15 protein-coding genes are annotated in these 18,703 nt (G+C 48.0%); 5 read left to right on the forward strand and 10 right to left on the reverse strand.

Annotated features, from left to right (window positions below; all coding sequences use genetic code 11):
- Positions 1-308 precede the first annotated feature (308 nt).
- Positions 309-3,359, reverse strand: a complete 3,051-nt coding sequence (locus Q365_RS0121885; RefSeq protein ID WP_028025366.1) for an efflux RND transporter permease subunit — start codon at positions 3,357-3,359, stop codon at positions 309-311.
- Positions 3,360-3,362: 3 nt separating this feature from the next.
- Complete coding sequence (locus Q365_RS0121890) at positions 3,363-4,484, reverse strand: efflux RND transporter periplasmic adaptor subunit (protein WP_028025367.1); 1,122 nt, start codon at positions 4,482-4,484, stop codon at positions 3,363-3,365.
- Between the two features lie 201 nt (positions 4,485-4,685).
- Here Q365_RS0121890 and Q365_RS0121895 point away from each other — a divergent pair, with 201 nt between their 5' ends.
- Positions 4,686-5,282 (forward strand): TetR/AcrR family transcriptional regulator, encoded by a 597-nt coding sequence (locus Q365_RS0121895; RefSeq protein WP_028025368.1) that lies wholly within the window; start codon positions 4,686-4,688, stop codon positions 5,280-5,282.
- Positions 5,283-5,315: 33 nt separating this feature from the next.
- Here the strand turns inward: Q365_RS0121895 and Q365_RS26805 are convergent, their stop codons facing one another.
- Positions 5,316-5,492 carry a DUF6435 family protein gene (locus Q365_RS26805; RefSeq protein ID WP_155859039.1) on the reverse strand — a complete coding sequence of 59 codons (177 nt, stop codon included), beginning with the start codon at positions 5,490-5,492 and terminating at the stop codon, positions 5,316-5,318.
- Between the two features lie 389 nt (positions 5,493-5,881).
- Here Q365_RS26805 and Q365_RS0121910 point away from each other — a divergent pair, with 389 nt between their 5' ends.
- On the forward strand, positions 5,882-7,195 hold the full coding sequence (locus tag Q365_RS0121910) for an anaerobic C4-dicarboxylate transporter family protein (RefSeq protein WP_028025369.1): 1,314 nt from the start codon (positions 5,882-5,884) through the stop codon (positions 7,193-7,195).
- 89 nt (positions 7,196-7,284) lie between these two features.
- Here the strand turns inward: Q365_RS0121910 and Q365_RS0121915 are convergent, their stop codons facing one another.
- From Q365_RS0121915 to Q365_RS0121940, 6 genes are all read right to left on the reverse strand, one after another.
- A complete protein-coding gene (locus tag Q365_RS0121915; protein ID WP_028025370.1) occupies positions 7,285-8,325 on the reverse strand; it encodes a histone deacetylase family protein in 1,041 nt (346 codons plus the stop codon).
- Positions 8,325-9,353: an ABC transporter substrate-binding protein gene (locus Q365_RS0121920; RefSeq protein ID WP_028025371.1), complete on the reverse strand. Its 1,029-nt coding sequence runs from the start codon at positions 9,351-9,353 to the stop codon at positions 8,325-8,327. Before Q365_RS0121920 ends, Q365_RS0121915 begins: the two co-directional genes overlap by 1 nt.
- 328 nt (positions 9,354-9,681) lie before the next feature.
- A complete protein-coding gene (locus Q365_RS0121925; protein WP_028025372.1) occupies positions 9,682-11,664 on the reverse strand; it encodes an alkyl/aryl-sulfatase in 1,983 nt (660 codons plus the stop codon).
- A 102-nt stretch (positions 11,665-11,766) separates the two neighbouring features.
- A complete protein-coding gene (locus Q365_RS0121930) occupies positions 11,767-12,675 on the reverse strand; it encodes a LysR family transcriptional regulator (protein ID WP_028025373.1) in 909 nt (302 codons plus the stop codon).
- Between the two features lie 134 nt (positions 12,676-12,809).
- Positions 12,810-12,986, reverse strand: coding sequence for a DUF6435 family protein (locus Q365_RS26810; protein ID WP_155859040.1), 177 nt, complete (start codon positions 12,984-12,986; stop codon positions 12,810-12,812).
- Positions 12,987-13,083: 97 nt separating this feature from the next.
- Positions 13,084-13,983: a DMT family transporter gene (locus tag Q365_RS0121940; RefSeq protein WP_028025374.1), complete on the reverse strand. Its 900-nt coding sequence runs from the start codon at positions 13,981-13,983 to the stop codon at positions 13,084-13,086.
- Between the two features lie 154 nt (positions 13,984-14,137).
- Between Q365_RS0121940 and Q365_RS25985 the strand changes: the two genes are divergently transcribed.
- On the forward strand, positions 14,138-15,022 hold the full coding sequence (locus Q365_RS25985) for a LysR substrate-binding domain-containing protein (protein WP_035025571.1): 885 nt from the start codon (positions 14,138-14,140) through the stop codon (positions 15,020-15,022).
- A gap of 14 nt (positions 15,023-15,036) precedes the next feature.
- Here the strand turns inward: Q365_RS25985 and Q365_RS0121950 are convergent, their stop codons facing one another.
- Complete coding sequence (locus Q365_RS0121950; protein WP_028025375.1) at positions 15,037-15,801, reverse strand: nuclear transport factor 2 family protein; 765 nt, start codon at positions 15,799-15,801, stop codon at positions 15,037-15,039.
- 394 nt (positions 15,802-16,195) lie between these two features.
- Here Q365_RS0121950 and Q365_RS0121955 point away from each other — a divergent pair, with 394 nt between their 5' ends.
- Together Q365_RS0121955 and Q365_RS0121965 are read left to right on the forward strand one after the other, a co-directional pair.
- Entirely contained in the window at positions 16,196-17,056 is an 861-nt protein-coding gene (locus Q365_RS0121955) for a PA4780 family RIO1-like protein kinase (RefSeq protein WP_028025376.1), read from the forward strand.
- Between the two features lie 231 nt (positions 17,057-17,287).
- Positions 17,288-18,655, forward strand: a complete 1,368-nt coding sequence (locus Q365_RS0121965) for a tetratricopeptide repeat protein (protein ID WP_028025378.1) — start codon at positions 17,288-17,290, stop codon at positions 18,653-18,655.
- Positions 18,656-18,703: the final 48 nt, after the last annotated feature.

Below are 18,703 nucleotides of genomic sequence, written 5' to 3' on the forward strand. Positions count from 1 at the left end.
AGCTGTACAGAATCAAAACATACTGATTAAAAATCAATTGCATAGACATCAAGGCTACACCCCAAGTCGTAGAAATCGGGCGTCCCGACCTAAAATTACGTTTTTTCACTATATTCATAATGCCGTTCATTTGAACAGTATTACATACTGTGCATTCATACTGCTGATAGTACAGTAATTTACGCAATTTGATGCTTAAAAAAGTCAGCTCTACAACACACTTCAAAGCAAAGATATTAGCTTTAAGCACCTACAAAAACGCCACGTAATCACGTGGCGTTTTGCTTTCTACTTTTCAGCTTTAGCGCTTAAACCGCTTCCACCTTCACCCTAAAGAAAATCGCATAGAACAGCGGGATAACCACCAAGGTTAGGATCGTTGCGAACAGCAGGCCAAACATGATGGTGACGGCCATACTCTTGAAGAACGGGTCTACCAAGAGAGGGGCGACACCTAAGATGGTGGTTAATGCGCCCAGCAATACCGGCCTTGCGCGGCTGAGTGCGGCGTCGATAATCGCGTGGTAGGCGGTTTTGCCATCTTTGATTTCCACGTCGGCTTGGTCGACCAATACAATGGCGTTTTTCACCATCATTCCGATCAGGCTCAAGAAGCCGAGTATCGCCATAAACTCAAACGGCGTTTGGAAGATGATCAAACCGACCGTCACACCAATGATGGCGAGTGGGGCGGTTAGCCAAATCACCAATGGCTGACGAATCGCGTTGAACATGAAGATGACCGACAAAATCATCGCGGCAAAACCGTATGGCGCTGAAATCACCAAGCCTTCATTCGCGTCTTTTGATGCCTTGTATTCGCCGTACCATTTCAGGGTATAACCTGCGGGCAATTCGAGGGCTTCAATTTCCGTGCGAACTTTGTTGAACGCATCCGCCGTTAACACGCCTGGGGCAGGGTCAGCTTGCACCAGAATGGTAGGCGTGCGGTCAATACGACGCAGCATGTCATCTTGGTACACTACATCGACCGATTCCACGACTTGGCTGACGGGAATGAAACCGCCGACGGTGTGGCTAAACACTTCGGTGTTTTCAATCGCACGCTGATGGTTGCGTTCCGCATCTGGCGAGCGCACCACAATCGGGATCAAATCATTACCTTCGCGGTACACGCCAACATTGCGGCCTGACAAGGTCTGCGCAATCGCTTGGTTGATCTCTTGTGTCGTCAAGCCATAGCGCTGTGCCTCTTCCGCGGAATAAACAGGGCGGAGCACAGGCACTTGCTGACGCCAATCATCTTGCACGGCAATCAGGTTTGAATCGTTAAGCATGATGGCTTTGGCTTTTTCAGCCAGCTCACGCAGCACAGCGCTGTCTGGGCCTTTAAAGCCTGCTTCAATTTTCTTGCCGCCCCCGCGACCGAGCATGAACTTCCATACCTTGATTGACGCATCTGGGTATTTCACAGAAAGCTCGTGTTGTAGTTCGCCGAGCAGTGGCGCGATCTTCTTGTAATCGTCGATGTCGATCAGCAATTGACCGTAGCTTGGGTTACGCGCTTCGGGTGCGTAGGTCAGCATGAAGCGCAAACCACCGCCGCCAATGAAGCTAGAGATATTGGTGATGCCTTCTTTGGCTTGTACATCTTTTTCAATGTTCGCAACCAGCGCTTCGGTGCGCTTGATGTCAGAGCCTTGTGGCAAGTAAACATCAACGACAAACTGCGCGCGTTGTGATTCTGGCATAAAGCCCGGTGGCACGAATTGCACGCTCCACATGGCAGTAGCGAGTGTACCGAAAAGCATGAGTGAACTCAGTGCGCGGTGCGCCAATACCCACTGCAACAAGCCTTTGTATGCAGTCACGACACGGCCCGGTTTTTGGTCGGGGTTTGCGGCTTTTACTTTGAGGAAATCCAAGCAAAGCATCGGCGTGATAGTGACGGCAAACACCCAGCTTAGGAACATGGAATACAAGATCACCCAGAACAGGGAACCCGCGTATTCGCCCATGTCAGACGGGGACAAACCAATTGCACTAAACGCACAGATACCAACGACAGTACCGCCAAGCAGTGGCCATTTGGTGGCGCTCACCACCTCTGACACGATGGTTTCACGATCTTCTTCTGGGTTTTGCTGGAAGCGCACCAGAATACCGTCGGTCACTACGATGGCGTTATCCACCAACATGCCGAGCGCGATGATCAGCGCACCGAGTGAAATACGCTGCATGGCGATGTCTTCAATCAACATCACACACAGTGTGCCCGCCACGGTGAGTAGCAATACGAAGCCGATGATCACACCAGAACGCACGCCCATGAACAGCAGCAATACCACAAAGACGATGGCGACAGCGGCAATCAGGTTATCAATAAAGTTGGTGACGGAATCACGCACCGAGTCGGACTGCATGGAAATAACGTGCAGTTCCATACCCAATGGACGTTGGTCATCCAACTCAGCAATGCGCGCTTTTACGGCATCGCCCATGTCGACAACGTTACCGCCGGTGACATTGGAGATACCAAAGCCAATCGCACGTTCGCCGTTGTAGCGCATCAGCATAGATGCCGGTTCTTTGTAGCCGCGTGTGACGTCGGCAATGTCGCCCAAACGCAGCACGGTATTGTTGTTACCGACGGCGATTTGCAGGTTCTTCAAATCAGCGAACGAATCAATGCTTGAGCTTGGGATCACCGGAATACGCATGGCGTCGGTTTCGATGCTGCCTGCCACGGTGACCATGTTCTGCTTTTGCAGCACTTGGTAGACTTTCTCAGCAGATACGCCGAACTTCGCCAAACGTTCGCTGGAGATCTCAACAAAGATGGTTTCTTGTTGTTCCGCTAACGTGGCGGTTTTGGCAACCCCTGGCACCAACACTAAATCACGACGTAAGGTATCAACGTAATCTTGCAGCTGCTTGTCGGTAAACCCTTCGCCAGTGACAGCAAAGAAGAGGGCATACACGTCGGCGAAATCATCGTTGACGATGGAAGGGCCAGCACCGGGAGGGAGCTGTCGCTGAACATCTGAAATCTTGCGGCGAAGTTTGTCCCAAACCTGTTGTAAATCCGCCGCGCTGTTGGCGAATTCGAGTTTGATTTCGACCGTGACTTCGGACATGCCTTGCTTCGAGACGGACTTCACTTCTTTGAGTTCTTGAAGCGATTGCACCGCGCCTTCAATCACGTCCGTGACTTCGTCTGACACTTCTTGTGCGGTTGCACCCGAGTAAGCGGTGTTGATCACTGCCTGACGGATAACGAACTCGGGATCTTCAAAGCGCCCGAGCTTTAAGTAACTGATGTAGCCACCCAGCAGTACGAGGGCAATCAATACCCAAACACTGGTGCGTTTGGCGATGGTGATACGTGCTAAGTCCATCGATTACGCTCCGCCGTTGTTTTTGGTAGACGTGTTGTCGGTATAAGGACGCACTTCCAACCCCTCGCGAATGCTCGATACACCCGCGATCACCACACGCTCACCTTGCGCTAGGTGACTTTTCACCACGATGCGGTTTTTGCTCAATGCACCCACTTCGATAAAGCGTTTTTCGGCTTTGTTGTCAGCGTTGATCACCCACACGAATTGTTTGCCCTGATTATCAGGAACAACGGCAGTCAGCGGCACAGTTAAAATCTGCGCTCGCTCATGACCATCGCTTGCGTCAGCAGGGACGACTTTCACTGCCATACCCGGCAAGGCGCGGAAGCCTTTCAAATCATCAAAGCCCAAGACGACAGGGTAGGTTTGGGAAACAGGGTCGGCTTCGGTGGCGTAAGTACGCAAAACCAGCGGGAATTGTTGACCCGGAATGGCAGAAAGCTCGGCCATGGCTTTGGTTTGATTTAGGCCAGACAACATCACTTTATGAGGAATGTTGATCACGACTTCCAAATCACTCAAGTCATGCAAAGCAACAATGGTTTCGTTGGCTTGAATTTGAACGTGGTTGTCCACGAATTTACGACCAATGATGCCATCGAATGGGGCTTTCAACTCGGTGTATTCAAGTTGACGCGTAGCATCATCGACGCGGTTTTTCGCTAAGTCGTAGCGAGTAGTAATGGCGTCCAAATCGCTTTTCGAAATGGCTTGGCTTTTGTCGAAAATCGCCTTCGCACGGCGGTATTCAACTTCGGTGTTTTTCAGTTCTAGCTTGGCAGATTCCAACGCGGTTTTCGCATCACGCGCATCAAGCACTGCCAGCACTTGGCCCTGCTTTACTTGGTCGCCTTCTTTCACGAACACATCGGTGAGACGGCCGCCAACGCGAAACGCCAAATCAGCACGCTCTGCCGCTTGGATCACGCCATTGAAACTCAGTTCGTCACTGGCACGTGCTGACACAAGTTCGGTAAGGGCTGGTTTAATCACAGGTGCAGCAACTTGCTGAACCTCTTTCTCGCCACATCCACTCAATAGAAGTACAGACACCGCGATGCTCGCAGCGAGGGTATTGGCTTTGAATGTTGCCAATGCAGACTTTTTAGAAACCATGTTCACCTTTTTCTCCTTAGAAAGAAGGGTCAGGCGCGACCACTGTATGAAGGTTTTTGTGTTTGTTGGTGACTTCGGGTGCGTTCAAATGCCCAGAAGTAAACTCTGGAGTTTATTTTATGCGTGTTTTTCGAAAAGGTAAACTCAAAAGTGTACTTTAATGATCGGCCTTGCTAAAGTTGTCGCATCGGTAAACGGAGAAATGTAATGACACGCTCTGAACAAAAACGTCTCGCCATCATCAACGCGGCGAGAGAAGAATTTATTCAACATGGTTTTATCGCGGCAAACATGGACAGAGTCTGCACCTCGGCAGAAGTGTCGAAGCGTACGTTGTATCGCCATTTTGAAAGCAAAGAGGTGTTGTTTGAATCGGTGTTGACCATCATTCAAGAATCGATTGAAGAATTGGCTAGCTATCCGTTTGATCCTGAAATCAGCGCTTATGAGCAGCTAAAAGCCATCAGCCGAAAGGAAGTCGATATTCTGTATCACTCCTACGGTATTCCGCTCACGCGCGTTATCTTGATTGAGTTTCTTCGCCAGCCTGACATGGCGCACACTATTATTTCCAAGCTCTATAACGCCAAAGCACTATCAGCATGGTTTGCGGGTGGATTAGAAGCAGGCAAGCTCAGCAACATGACGCCCGAGCTTTTTACTAACACTTATACGAGCCTGTTTAATGGCATGTTCCTGTGGCCACAAGTTTTCGACATGCGCGCAATCCCTGAAGGGAAAGAGATCGATGACAACATTGAGCATTTTGTAAATGTGGTGTTGGGGGCGTGTGGGGTGGAGTAATCAGCGCATTGACACCAATGCGCGGGCAAGTGTTTATGCTTTTTCTTGCTCGAGTTTTTCTATTTCTTGCCAAATTTGCTCGGCTTCTTCGGTGATGGTGGAGTACGACCTGATGTCACCGTTGCGCTGGGCTTTCATCGCTTCTTCTAATTTTGCGTTGAAGGTCTTTCGTAACTTCTTGGTTGGGTCCGATTTGAAAAATGAAAACATGCGTGTACTCCGTTGATAATTTGAAGAGTGTTACGCATGTCGATAGCCGTAAGATCATAAACCCACTGCTCCTTTTTGAATTTGTCATTTTCATTTCCCATCATTTCGTTCCTCAGACACAGCTTGAACGTTTTCGACGTCAGGCAAACCACCCTTGTTTCCCCCATCAAACACATCTGATTCCCTGTCTCGTGTTACAGCTTTTACGCTTTTTTGATCGCATTTCGTTTCGATGAATTCTAAAAAATTGAGGTCACTCTAATTTACTGACAATAAGCCATTTACATTCGAAATTTGAATATCTTATGTGATGCTAAATCAATAATTCGACCGAATAAATACCTATGATTTGAGCGTTTATTATTAACGTTGTCATCAAGGAGATTGATGTGTTTTTCATCGAGTTTTTCATAGTTCTCGGCTGTATTCTTATCGGGGCTCGCATCGGCGGGATTGGTTTAGGTGTTCTTGGTGGCGTCGGTCTTGCCATTCTGAGTTTTGGTTTTGGCCTTCAACCTACCAGCCCACCGATTGATGTGATGCTAATGATCATGGCGGTTGTTGCTGCGGCAGCGGCAATGCAAGCGTCAGGTGGTTTGGATTACCTCATCAAGATCGCATCAAGCATTTTGCGTAAGAACCCTCGCCACATCACTTTTATCGCGCCACTTGTTACTTATCTATTCACCTTCCTAGCAGGTACGGGCCACGTGGCATATTCCGTGCTTCCTGTTATTGCTGAAGTCAGCCGTCGCAGCGGTGTTCGTCCTGAGCGCCCAATGGGTATGGCGGTTATCGCATCTCAGTTCGCGATTGTGGCGAGCCCGATTGCAGCGGCAGTTGTTGCGCTGGTGGCGTTCCTTGAGCCTCAAGGCATCACCCTTGCCCAAGTGCTAGCCATCACGATTCCGGGTACTTTCCTTGGTTTGGCGTCAGCTTGTGTCATCGTGAACAAGCTAGGTAAAGAGCTGAAAGACGACCCTGAATATCAACGCCGCATGCAAGATCCTGCGTTCCGTCATGAGATGGAACAAGACGTTGAAGTGGCTGAAATCGTTGTGAAGAAAGAAGCAAAAACGGCGGTTGGCCTGTTTTTGTTTGGTGCGTTGGCCGTGGTCATCATGGGTGCATTCCCAGCACTTCGCCCTCAGTTTAATGGCTCAGCGATGGGTATGGCTCACACCATTGAAATCATCATGCTTTCAATGGGTGCGTTGATCATTCTGATTTGTAAGCCTGATGGAAATGACATTACTCAAGGTTCGGTTTTCCATGCGGGTATGCGCGCTATTGTGGCGATCTTCGGTATTGCTTGGTTGGGTGATACTTTCATCGCAGGCCATGGTGACATCGTAAAAGAAACCGTATCTGGTCTAGTAGAAGTTGCACCATGGACATTTGCGTTCGCTCTGTTTGGTTTGTCTGTGATGGTAAACAGCCAAGGTGCGACAACGGCGGTATTGGTGCCGGTTGCCATTGCGCTTGAGTTGCCGGTGGAAGTGATCATCGCGACGTTTGTGGCGGTGAATGGTTACTTCTTCATTCCAAACTACGGCCCAATCATTGCGTCTATCGACTTTGACCGTACGGGCACGACTAAGATTGGTAAGTACATTTTCAACCACAGCTTTATGATCCCTGGTCTGTTGAGCATGGTGTTCAGTATTATCTTCGGCTTTATCTTTGCAGGTTTCGTTCTGTAATCTGAAAGCACGTTCTCGTTATTGCGGGAATGCGTTGATACAAAAAAGTCGCCCTCAGTGGCGACTTTTTCTATTTTAGATATCGAGAATCACTTGGCCGATTTAAACCCGTTCAACACAGCAACGGTGTTATGGCCAAGATCGTCAACGGCGTAACCACCTTCAAACACAAACAGGGTTGGAAGACCTAACTCGCCCAGCATTTCGCCGATGTTTAGGTAGTCTTCAAGCTTGAGCTTGAAGTGGCTGATTGGATCGTGCTCATACGTGTCCATGCCCAATGAAATCACCAGAGATTCCGCGCCAAAGATGCGAATTCGCTCGATTGCGGTTTCAAGCGCAGGGCGATACAAAGACCAATCGGTTTTGCCTTGTGGCAATGGCAAGTTGAGGTTGAAACCTTCACCTTTGCCTTCGCCGTGCTCATCATCAAACCCCAAATAGTGCGGGTAATCGTAATCTGGGTCACCGTGGATCGAGACAAAAAGCACATCGTCACGGTCGTAGAAAATACTCTGCGTGCCGTTGCCGTGGTGATAGTCGATATCTAAGATCGCGACTTTCTCGTGGCCTTGGCGACGTAAGCTTTCAGCGGCGATGGCAGCATTGTTGATGTAGCAGTAACCGCCCATCAAATCAGGCGCGGCGTGGTGACCTGGCGGACGGCATAATGCGAATGCGGCGTTCTCGCCATTCATGAGCACTTCAACACCTGTCAGGGCGCAATCTACCGCGGAAGAAATCGCTTCAAAGCTGGTTTTGGTGATCGCCGCTGTCATGTCGAAACTGTAGTAACCCAGTTTGCCTTCGATGTCTTTCGGTACGCGGTTACGAAGGTGACGAGCAGGAACAAAGCAGTAAGGCGACGCATCGCGTTCTGGGCCGTAAGTGGCTTCCCACTCGTTCCATGCGTTTTGCAGGAACTCGACATAATCTGGGGTGTGCACCCACAACATTGGGTCGATGCCAAACGTTTGTGGCTCGATAACGTCGTAGCCGCCGTTGCTGTTAATGGCGTTGAGCACCATGTCGGCACGTTCTGGTTTTTCGAAACACGCAGTTGGCTCGCCGCCAAGGAATTCGTATTTTACGTGGTGAAGTTTTTGCTTCCCGCTGTAAATAACTTTCATTATCGTTTTAGCTCCATCCAGTATTGATTGTAGATAGACACCGCGTCGCCAATGTCTGACAGGAATTGACCTTTTTCTTTGACCTCTTTAGGCGGGAAGATCACTTCGCTGTTTTTCAATTCGTTAGGTAGATGGTTTAGCGCGCCAAGATTTGGCACCGCATAACCAATTTCCTCTACCAATACCGCTTGGTTTTCTGGTTTCATCAAGAAGTTAATAAAAGCGTAAGCTGCATCTTTGTTTTCGGCATGTTTTGGAATGACGATGTTGTCCATCCAGAAAATCGTGCCTTCTTCTGGGTAAACATAGTGGATGGCTGGGTTTTCAACCGTCGCGCGATACGCCGTGCCGTTCCACTGCATACCGACATTCACTTCGCCCATGATCAGCGGGGTATGCGGTGCATCTGAATTGAACAAGGTGACGTTCGGTTTTAGCGTTTTCAGCTTTTCATAGGCTTGGCGAATTTCATTTTCATCGCGGCTGTTAACGCTGTGTCCATTCATGATCAGCGCCATGCCGAACACGTCACGCACGTCATCGGTCAGTAACAGTTGGCCTGCGAAATCGTCATTCCAAAGGTCTGCCCAACGCTTAACGTCTTTACCATCAACCATGTCTGCGTTGTAACCCATGCCGGTGCTGCCCCACATGTAGGGAAGGGAGTAGCGGTTTTCTGGGTCAAACGGTTGGTTAAGGATAGACGCATCAAGGTTGGCAAAGGCAGCGATTTTGCTTTTGTCCAATTCGTGCAGCAGGTCTTCTTGTGCCAGCAAAGAAACGTAGTACGTGGAAGGCACCACCAAATCGTAGCCTTTTGCGTTGAGCAGTTTCAACTTGGCGTACATGGTTTCATTACTCTCGAACGTGGAGTAGTTAACCTTGATGTTGGTTTCTTTGGTGAACTGTTCGATCAACTGTTGAGGAAGATATTCTGACCAGTTGTATATGTTCAAGAATTGTTCGGCATGCACAGAGGCAGAGAAAAGCAGGCTGGAGGTTGCAGCGATAACAAAGGATTTTTTCATTTATGTCGTGTTTTCCGAAAGCATAATTTCTATTAATTGAGCGCGATATTGCGCGCGCGAATTACATAGTAAAATGAAGGCGGTCGCAATAACTGCCTTGTATCTATTGGAATTTTTTACCCTTTCCATTGATCTCACCCCGTTTTTGTCTGGGTCTTATTGTTCTGAGGAATAAGAAGCCATACATCGCGTTGAGGTGGAGCATTGCTTGCCGTTACAAAGGCGCGGACGAGGACGAGGAGAGGTTATAAAAAAACCTCCCCAAGATGAGGAGGTTTTGTCGAAACAAGCGTTAGGAAAACCTGATTTCTTGTCTAGCGTGCGAAGATTACTTCTTCGGTTCGATGATGTTGAACCAGAAATCGAAGTTATCCATCATGCTGGCAATGTCGGTCAACGCTTTAGCATTTCCGTCGATTTTCGCGTTACCTGATTTCACGAGTTCTGCAATGTTGGTTGTACCCATGAGCACTTTGTTTAGCTCTGAACGATTCATGGTCAGTGTCATGTCTGGGTTATCAGATTGCACGCCTTTAAGGTTGTTCAAGTGCGCGTTTTCCAGTTCCACTAAGAAGGATTCATTCACGTCAGGCAGCACGAAGTTAATGGTGTAATCCACGTTTGCCGCTTTCATGCCGTTCAAACGTACGCCGAGGTAATCCAAGAACAGTTCGGTGTCCATGGCAACGACCATATCAGCGCCTGCCGTTTTGGTTGCATCGCCTTTTGGCGTGCCGTTACGAAGCTCAAACGCGCCCATCAGGTAAGTGTTTCGCTCGCCAGCAGACTCACTTTGGTAGCCCAGCTGTTCCAAGCAGTCCGCTTGAAGGTAACGCGCTTGCTGGTTGGTCGGTTCTGCAAATACGGCTTTATCGACAATCTCGGCACACCAACGGTATTCGCCGTTGTTAAAGGCTTTTTGGCCAACGCTTAGTACGTTATCAATGCCACCCATGGCTTCAACGTATTTTGGCGCGGCGTCAGCAGGCGCAAGTGGTCGCAGCGTCGCTGGGTTCATGTCGAAGTAACCCAAGTATTTGTTGATCACGGCTTTGGCATTGCGGTGGTAACTGCCGTGGTAGCCACGGTTGTACCATTCATTCGCGAGTACGTCAGGCACGTAAAACTCGTCTTGAATTTCATTGATGGTCACGCCGTGGTTTGCCATGCGCAGCGCTTGGTCATGAATGTAGCCATACATGTCACGCTGTTTACGAAGGAAGTGATTGATCTCTTCTTCGCCCCAACGAGGCCAACTGTGCGATGCGAACATCACGTCAGATTTGTCGCCGTACATGTGAATGGATTCATTGATGTACTTGCTCCACGCTTTGGCATCACGCACTTCTGCGCCGCGCAACGTGTAAACATTGTGCAGGCCGCCAACCGTGTTCTCCGCCATCCACAAAGCATCGAATTGTGGGAAATAGGTGTTCATTTCCGCAGGAGATTCAGTTCCTGGCGTATTTTGGAACTCCATGGTGATGCCGTCGATAGTTTTGGTTTCGACTTCTTCGACAATCACTGTGGTTGGTGCGATCAGGCTGATTTCACCCTGCGCGACCCCTTTGCCGATGGCGGCATCCACTTGGCCCGTTGCCGCTTTTTCTAACGCGTTGCCATATTGGTAAGTCACGCGACGAGACATCGCATTGCCTGCAAGCACGTTTTCCGCGACAGCATGATGCAAGAAACCGCGAGGAGCGATAATAGCGACTTCGCCGCTGTCAGCTTGCTCTTGAGTGACGATACCTTTTACGCCGCCAAAGTGGTCAGCGTGCGCGTGGCTGTATACCACGGCTTTTACAGGGCGCTCACCTAACTCTTGGTTTACGAAATCCAGCGCGGCTTTTGCGGTTACTGGCACGGTGAGTGGATCGAAAACGATCCAACCGGTGTCACCTTGAACAAAGGTAATGTTGGCAAGGTCATAGCCGCGTACTTGATAAATGCGGTCGGTGACTTTGTATAGGCCATGGTGCATGTTCAGTTGTGCTTGGCGTTGAAGACTCGGGTGAATACTGTCGTAGTTCTTGCCATCAAGTAGGAACTCGTAGTTACCCAGCTCCCAAACAACTTTGCCGTTTTTGTCTTTTATCTCTAGATTATCTTGCCTTGCGATGAACCCTTTTTCGACGAGTTTAAAATCGGTTTTATCAGCAAATGGAAGCGTGGTGCGTTGCTCTGCTGCAAACGCTTGGGTGGTGGAAGTTGGCGCTTTTGTATCAGGAGAATAGGTGTGTGCGACAACTGGTGCGCTGACAGCTGTAACAAGCAATGCGATTAACGTCGGCTTGAATATAGTTTTCATTGTGATCTGCTTTCTTCGTTAATAATGGGAAACAAGCAGCACTATAGGTAAGCACGCCGCTTTTAACGATGTGAAAAACTATAATCAATAGTTAAGCAGTGCTTAATGGTTGGTGAGTGTTTCAGCGATCTGTTGTCGAAGCCAGTTGATACCGTCGTCATTTTGTTTTGCTTGGTGCCAGCATAGAAAAGTCGGGATAGGGCGGATTTCAAAGGGGAGAGGTTGGACAATGAGGCCAAGTTTTTCTGCCCATAAATCGGCAAGACGTTTGGGTGTGAAACAGAGTAAATCAGTCATGGCGGCGGTTGCCATCAAGTTGAGCATGGAATCGCTTTGATAATGCACGTTGCGCGCGGGTAACGGTTTATCAATGAGGTTTGAAAACATGAAGTTACCGAATCGGCGACTGGTTAGCGCAGTATGTTTCTCAGCAAAAAACTGCTGAAGTGAAACTTCTCCAGCCAGCCGAGGATGGTCTTTTGCATAAGCGACAACCAGCTCTTCCTCCGACACTTTCTCTGTAACAATCGATGGGTGGCTGATTGGAAGCGATGAGAGAAACAGGTCAACGCCACGCTCACTGAGCACCTGACTTGGCGTGAAATGATTGTCTTCATAAGGCGTTAAACTAACTCGGACATTTGGTGCTATTTGGCTGAATTTTTTCAACAATTGAGGCAATACTGCCAAATCGAAGTAGGCATGGCCGCCCAACATGAATTCGCGCGTGCTGGTGGCAGGGTCAAACGAAATGTTGGTTTCTAACCCGAAGCGAATGGCACTCAAACCTTCTGCAATATGCTTGTGCATATTGATGGCATGCTGTGTCGGCTGAATACCGCGACCATAGCGAATAAAAAGGGGCTCACCAATGTGCTCACGTAATCGAGAGAGATTCTGACTAACAGCTGCGGACGTCATGTTGAGCTTATCAGCAGCTTTGGCGACTGAACCTAATGTCATCACTGAATCAAAAACGGTAAGCAGGTTTAAATCACAATCTCTAAGCATGATGTTCTATTAAGCATTGGTTAATGTTTGTTAGCTTAACATGACGAAGTTAGTGGGGTGAAGAGAAAGGAAAAGCCACTGATACAATCAATGGCTTTTGGGGTGGATATGGGCTGAAAGGGGAAATTGAAAAATTATTTGGCGTTACTCTCGATGCGTTCTATTTCTCGCCAAAGATCTTCAGCCTCTGCGTGGATAAAGGAATAAGCGCTGATGTCACCATTGCGTTGCGCTTGCATCGCACGCTCTAGTTTATCGTTGTATTGCTCACGCAGTTTCTTCGTTGGGTCTTTCTTAAATAGTGAAAACATAAGACACCTCTCCAAATACTAGATGTACTATCACTACGCAAAGTATTGCATTAATGATCTTTGTTGTCGTTATGTTAACACTGTAATTGCGACGAACTCATGACGCCTTGTTGACAGTTTGCATACGCGCTTTCTGAACCAGCCATACACCAATCATGATAAAACCCATGGCACCAAGGTCAGTGGTACTGATCGGTTCATTCACTAAAAATGCGCCAATCAGTAAGGCAACGACAGGCGGTATATAAGTGACGCCTGACGCAACAATCGCACCCATTTGATCGACCAAGTAGTAATAGATGATGTAGGCCATTCCCGTTCCCAGAATGCCAAGCCCAAACACTAATCCTAGTGAGGCTTTGGTGTCTTCAAACACCGCGTTAATACCCGACATATCAGTAATGAAGAACAAAAACACCATGGCGAAGCCGGTTTGATAGGTTGCGAGCGCGAGAGGCTTCAACCCCAACGGCTTAATAAAATGCTTTGCATAAACGAATGAAATCCCCACGCTAAATGCCCCCGCAATCATGTATAGGGTTCCTAGACCATTTACGCTGCTAACATCGCTTTGCCAAGGTTGTGCAATCAACAACACGCCTAAGAAGCCCATGGCGGTGCCAATGATGGAGCTGAGAGTGATTGGCTCGTCTCGCAACAAGAGCGCCGCTGAGACAAAGGTAAATAGAGGAATAGCGCCACTTAACATGCCCGCGATACTGGAAGGTAATAAAGCTGTACCTTCCGCAAACGCAATATAGTAGAGCGAGGTAGCAATGAGTGACATCACCACAAAATGTTTCCAGTGCTTAAGATCTTCCCAATGTAATACGCGCTTAGACAAGGCATAGAAAAACAAAGGCAGAAAGCCGAATACGACGCGTAGCAGCACGATTTGAATCGGAGTGATGAACTCTGCTGCCCATTTGGTGAACAGGAACATGGTTCCCCAAACAACCCCTAAGGCGATGAATGCAATGGCAGGTAAAGATGGCATGAAACACCTCTGACTATTTTAGTTATCGACGCCAATATCCATTGGCGCGTTGGTATGACCCTTTATTGAGAAAAATTTTATCTGTCTCTGTGCAGCTGGAACAAGCGCGAAAATTTTGTGCTAGTGTGAAGAAAAACTACAGTCTGGACAGCGGATGCGTTTACCTAACCTGAACAGCCTTCGAATTTTTGAAGCCGTTGCGCGTCATGGCAACGTACGAATTGCCGCTGAGGAGTTGAACCTCACGTCCAGTGCGGTGGCGCAGCGTATTCGTCGCCTTGAAGAAGAAGTCGACCATGTGCTGTTTATTAGAGAGGCGAGGGGCGTGTCGTTGACGGAGGGGGGAAAGGCCTTGTTCAGTGAAGTGTCGAGAAGTTTATCAATACTCAATCATGCACTCAAAGCGCTAGGAGACGTAAACCAATCCGTATTGATGAGTGTGCCGCCGTCTTTTGGTGTGAAATGGCTGATCCCGCGCCTCGGGCAATTTCAGCAACACCATCCAGAGATCGACTTAAGGCTTTCCTCTTCCGAAGCGGTGAGCAACTTTTTTGCCGATGACGTCGATTTCGTTGTTCGTTTCGGTATGCCACCGTTTGGCGACGATTTGGAGTGGCACTTATTGTCACCTGTAAACCTCAAAATTGTCTATAACCCACTTTATCTGGACTCTCACCCGCGATTGCCAACAAATAGAGACTTTACCGGACATGTGCTGATCGATGATTCGCATCAGAATTGGAAAAAAGTCATGGGAAAACAACACGGCGCAAAGCTTGGGAAGATGCTCAATATGTATCAAACTGGCTTGGCAATTGATGCAGCGTTGTCAGGGCAAGGCCTGTGCATTTCACCTCTCGTGTTGATTTCAAGCTATGTCGCACAAGGTGATATGGTGGTTTTGGGAGATGTGCCCGCCCCAGATCATCAAGGTTTTTACCTTGTATATCCAAAGGGCAGGCAATTTAGTGTAGAAAAGCAGTGTGTTATGGATTGGTTGCGATGTGAAATCGAGCAAAGCAACGCTCAAATGTGTTAACGATCCGAAACAGCTTAGAATTTACCGTTCTCGTTGTTCCACTCGTCGCGCGGGGGAACGGCTTCAACGGTATCCCAATGCTCCACAATTTTTCCGCTTTCTATCCGAAACAGATCGTAGAATGCGGAATGTTCTCCCTTTCGAAATCCTTCGCAAACCGATAGTACAAAATTACCTTCTGCCAGTGTCCGGTAATGGGTCTCATAATGCAGGGTGGATGGGTTATCTGCGGTACCCAATGCGGCCTTAAGCAACGCCACGTCGTCACCCAGCTCTGGGCTGTGTTCGTGGTAGTGGTTTGTGTCTATGTAGTCTGTCAGCGCTTCAGTGTTTTTATTAATCATTACGTCATCGATAAAACGCTCAATGATGCGTCGATTTGTTTCCGTTTGCTCAAGGTGAGAGACTTCGGTAAGGCCATCGGTCATTGAACGACCTGATGCATTTAAGGGTTGGCGAAGCTGAAGGTTGTCCCAGTGCTCGACAGTTTTATCGCCTTCAAAGCGGAAAACCTCGAAGCAAATCTTCTCGCTACTAAAATCGTATTCCGTATGCGCAAAGATGTAATCGCCATCGGAGAAAATGCGAATGATTTCTACGTGTGGATTGGTTAATGCAAGGCGCGCAAACAATTCAGCAAGGCCTATTCCGCCTTCTTTGGTGAGCGGGTTGTGTTGTACATATTGAGATTCGTCCACGACTGCTACGGCTTCAGCATCGCCATTTTCGATACCTTTCTTTAAGAGGTCGTGAATCCATTGCTTGCGTTCATTGCTCATCACTTTGATTCCCTTCGGCCAACACCCATCTATTCACTTCTCACACATTACGTTCTGACAATCTGCACAAGATCGTGTGACATAGTTTAGCTGAAAGCACTTCAGACAATTGTCTGTCTTTTGATCTCTGGTGGGCAAAAGTGGTGCATGGGTCATAGCGTGTGATGTCTGGATGCCATAATGTTTAGGGTCTGTTGTCTTTAGTGATGGCTTAGTTTGCTTTCAATTCAGCAAATGGATTGCCGCGCTGTTAAACTGTCTATCTGTGTCTTGCAGCGTATGTTTCTTTACTTATGCCGCGAGGACAATTATTGTGCCGGAAAAAGTATTGTCGCTAATACAAAATCACTAGCGTCATGCGTGTTGTAACGGTTTAATCACGTACGAAGGTGTAATGAAAATACCGACAAGGTTACTGCCATTGGTTGAAGATGGCATGGTTGATGAAGTGATTTCTCAGCTAATGAGTGGCAAAGAAGCTGACGTTTTTGTTGTTTCGAGCAATGGAAACATTTGCTGCGCCAAAGTGTATAAAGAAATCGATCAGCGCAGCTTCAAGAAAGCCGCTGCTTATCGAGAAGGACGTAAAGTCCGTGACAGTCGCCGAGAACGTGCGATGTCGAAAGGTTCGAAGTTCGGACGAGAAGAAGCAGAGAAAGTGTGGCAGAACGCAGAGGTTGACGCTTTGTATGCGCTGTCAGCGGCGGGTGTTCGTGTTCCTACGCCATTAGGTTGTGTAGATGGCGTGCTTTTGATGGAACTCGTTACTGATGATCAGGGCAGTGTTGCACCACGTTTGAACGATGTGACGCTCACCAAAGAACAAGCATTGAGAGACCATGCCACGGTGATCCAAGACGTGGTTCGTATGCTTTGCGTGGGTATCATTCACGGCGACTTATCAGAATTCAATGTACTGGTTGATCACCTCGGCCCCGTTATTATCGATTTACCACAGGCTGTGGATGCATCGGCAAACAATAACGCGAAGTGGATGCTAGAGCGTGACGTGAATAATATGACCAACTATTACGGTCAATACGCGCCAGAGTTGATTGGCACGCAATACGCTAAAGAGATGTGGGCGCTTTACGAAGCGGGTGATCTCACGCCGAATACTGAACTGACCGGGATTTATGAAGATGATGGCGAGGACGCTGACGTCGACGGCCTAATGGCCGAAATCAATGCCGTGATGGAAGAAGCAAGGTTGCGTAAAGAGCGCCGAATGGAAGCTGAATCTGACAGCGAGTAACCAATACTCTTTCTATTATTTTTTTGCTTACATACACATAGAAGCCAGTCTTAGACTGGCTTTTTGCATTTGATCTCCCCGATAAACAATTTCTTCCCTTTCCCCCAAATTATCCTGCGTTGTTTGTGCATCAACCCCTGCTTATGCTCTTGGAATGATAAATAAGTGGCTAACGTCCTCATAAATAGAGATTGAAAAACGCAGGACGAAAGACATAGGGAGATGAACACCATGTATCAAGACAGTCGAGGTCTTTCCTATTCAGGAACAGATGAAGAAGGTATCGCAAAATTCGAAGCAGCAATGGCATGGAATTTCGATTATCGACCGAATGGATTAGAAAAGGTCGATGCATTGCTAGAGGCGTATCCAGATTTTGTCATGGCATGGGTACTAAAGGGATACAGCATTGCAAGTGAAGGGCGCTTCGAAGCGCTTGGTAATATCCCTCTCTCGTTTATTGAAAGCAGCAGTATTGCTGCAACCCAAAGGGAAAGGAGGCATGTTCTGGCATTGTCTGCCTATGTACGAGGGGACATAAAGAAAGCGGTTGAAATTTGGGCCGATATTTTGAATGAATGGCCACTGGACTTACTTGCGTTCCGACAATCGACTGGGGTCTTATTCTGGATGGGAGAACGTCAACGCTTGGTAGATACCGCTGCAAAAATAGCGCCTCATTGGACTGAGAATACTCCTGGATATGGCTACTTTATTGGTGCTTTCAGTTTCGCACTGGAAGAGGTTGGGGAATATACAACTGCTGAAAAATACGCACGCCGAGCTGTCGAAATAAACCCATCCGATATGTGGGCAGTGCATTCCATGGCGCATGTTTTGGAAATGAATGCGAGGACGGACGAAGGCATCGTCTGGATTGAAGAAAGGCATGGGCGACTGCCAACCCACAATGCGTTTGTGGGTCACATATGGTGGCACCTCGGTTTGTTTCACTTAGAGAAAGGCAACATTGATAAAGTATTGTCTTTGTTTGACCAGTATATATACCCAGAAGCCTCATCGTTTTACCTGAATGTGCAAAACGGTGCCTCTTTACTTAAACGCTTGGAGTTTGTTGGTGTAGATGTGGGTCACCGATGGGAACGATTATATGAGGGCGTCAGAGAATCCGTCGGCGACTACCTGTTTCTATTCACAGAACTGCATGTAGCGATGGTGCTGAGTCGCTCGGGCAATGCTTATCAGCTTTCACATCTTCATTCGTCTTTGTCTGACTGGAGCAAATTAAGATATGCCAATGAAACGGCGATCACCCAACAGTTAGTGTCAGGTATCGCAGCGTATGAAGATAATCAGTATGGCATCGCGTCAGAAAACATACTCCCTCAACGTTATAACCTATCTGTCCTTGGTGGAAGCCATGCCCAACAAGATATTCTCTCTCAATACCTCATTAATGCTGAGTACAAAAGCGGTAACTACAATGCAGTGACTGGATTAATGAAAGAGCGAGTATCTCGTCGAACGCAATGGGACCAAAAGCCAGAGCGATTCATGGAAATGTGGCATCAAATTGAAGCCATAAAAGATGGCGTTTCAAACGATGTGTTTTATCAACTGCTTAGAAAGGTTCATTGAGGCATACGGGATTTAATGCCTTAGGCAAGGCAAAGTGAGCAAACAAAA

The sequence above is a fragment of the Enterovibrio calviensis DSM 14347 genome, from assembly GCF_000621165.1.
In the GTDB taxonomy this organism is placed as follows: domain Bacteria; phylum Pseudomonadota; class Gammaproteobacteria; order Enterobacterales; family Vibrionaceae; genus Enterovibrio; species Enterovibrio calviensis.

Excerpts from the sequence above, each read along its gene's own strand:
- Q365_RS0121940 (WP_028025374.1), bottom strand. The coding sequence starts at position 13,983 with ATGCCATCTTTACCTGCCATTGCATTCATCGCCTTAGGGGTTGTTTGG.
- Q365_RS0121895 (WP_028025368.1), top strand. The coding sequence starts at position 4,686 with ATGACACGCTCTGAACAAAAACGTCTCGCCATCATCAACGCGGCGAGA.
- Q365_RS26810 (WP_155859040.1), bottom strand. The coding sequence starts at position 12,986 with ATGTTTTCACTATTTAAGAAAGACCCAACGAAGAAACTGCGTGAGCAA.
- Q365_RS0121885 (WP_028025366.1), bottom strand. The coding sequence starts at position 3,359 with ATGGACTTAGCACGTATCACCATCGCCAAACGCACCAGTGTTTGGGTA.
- Q365_RS25985 (WP_035025571.1), top strand. The coding sequence starts at position 14,138 with ATGCGTTTACCTAACCTGAACAGCCTTCGAATTTTTGAAGCCGTTGCG.
- Q365_RS0121925 (WP_028025372.1), bottom strand. The coding sequence starts at position 11,664 with ATGAAAACTATATTCAAGCCGACGTTAATCGCATTGCTTGTTACAGCT.
- Q365_RS0121950 (WP_028025375.1), bottom strand. The coding sequence starts at position 15,801 with ATGAGCAATGAACGCAAGCAATGGATTCACGACCTCTTAAAGAAAGGT.
- Q365_RS26805 (WP_155859039.1), bottom strand. The coding sequence starts at position 5,492 with ATGTTTTCATTTTTCAAATCGGACCCAACCAAGAAGTTACGAAAGACC.
- Q365_RS0121930 (WP_028025373.1), bottom strand. The coding sequence starts at position 12,675 with ATGCTTAGAGATTGTGATTTAAACCTGCTTACCGTTTTTGATTCAGTG.
- Q365_RS0121955 (WP_028025376.1), top strand. The coding sequence starts at position 16,196 with ATGAAAATACCGACAAGGTTACTGCCATTGGTTGAAGATGGCATGGTT.
- Q365_RS0121920 (WP_028025371.1), bottom strand. The coding sequence starts at position 9,353 with ATGAAAAAATCCTTTGTTATCGCTGCAACCTCCAGCCTGCTTTTCTCT.
- Q365_RS0121965 (WP_028025378.1), top strand. The coding sequence starts at position 17,288 with ATGTATCAAGACAGTCGAGGTCTTTCCTATTCAGGAACAGATGAAGAA.
- Q365_RS0121915 (WP_028025370.1), bottom strand. The coding sequence starts at position 8,325 with ATGAAAGTTATTTACAGCGGGAAGCAAAAACTTCACCACGTAAAATAC.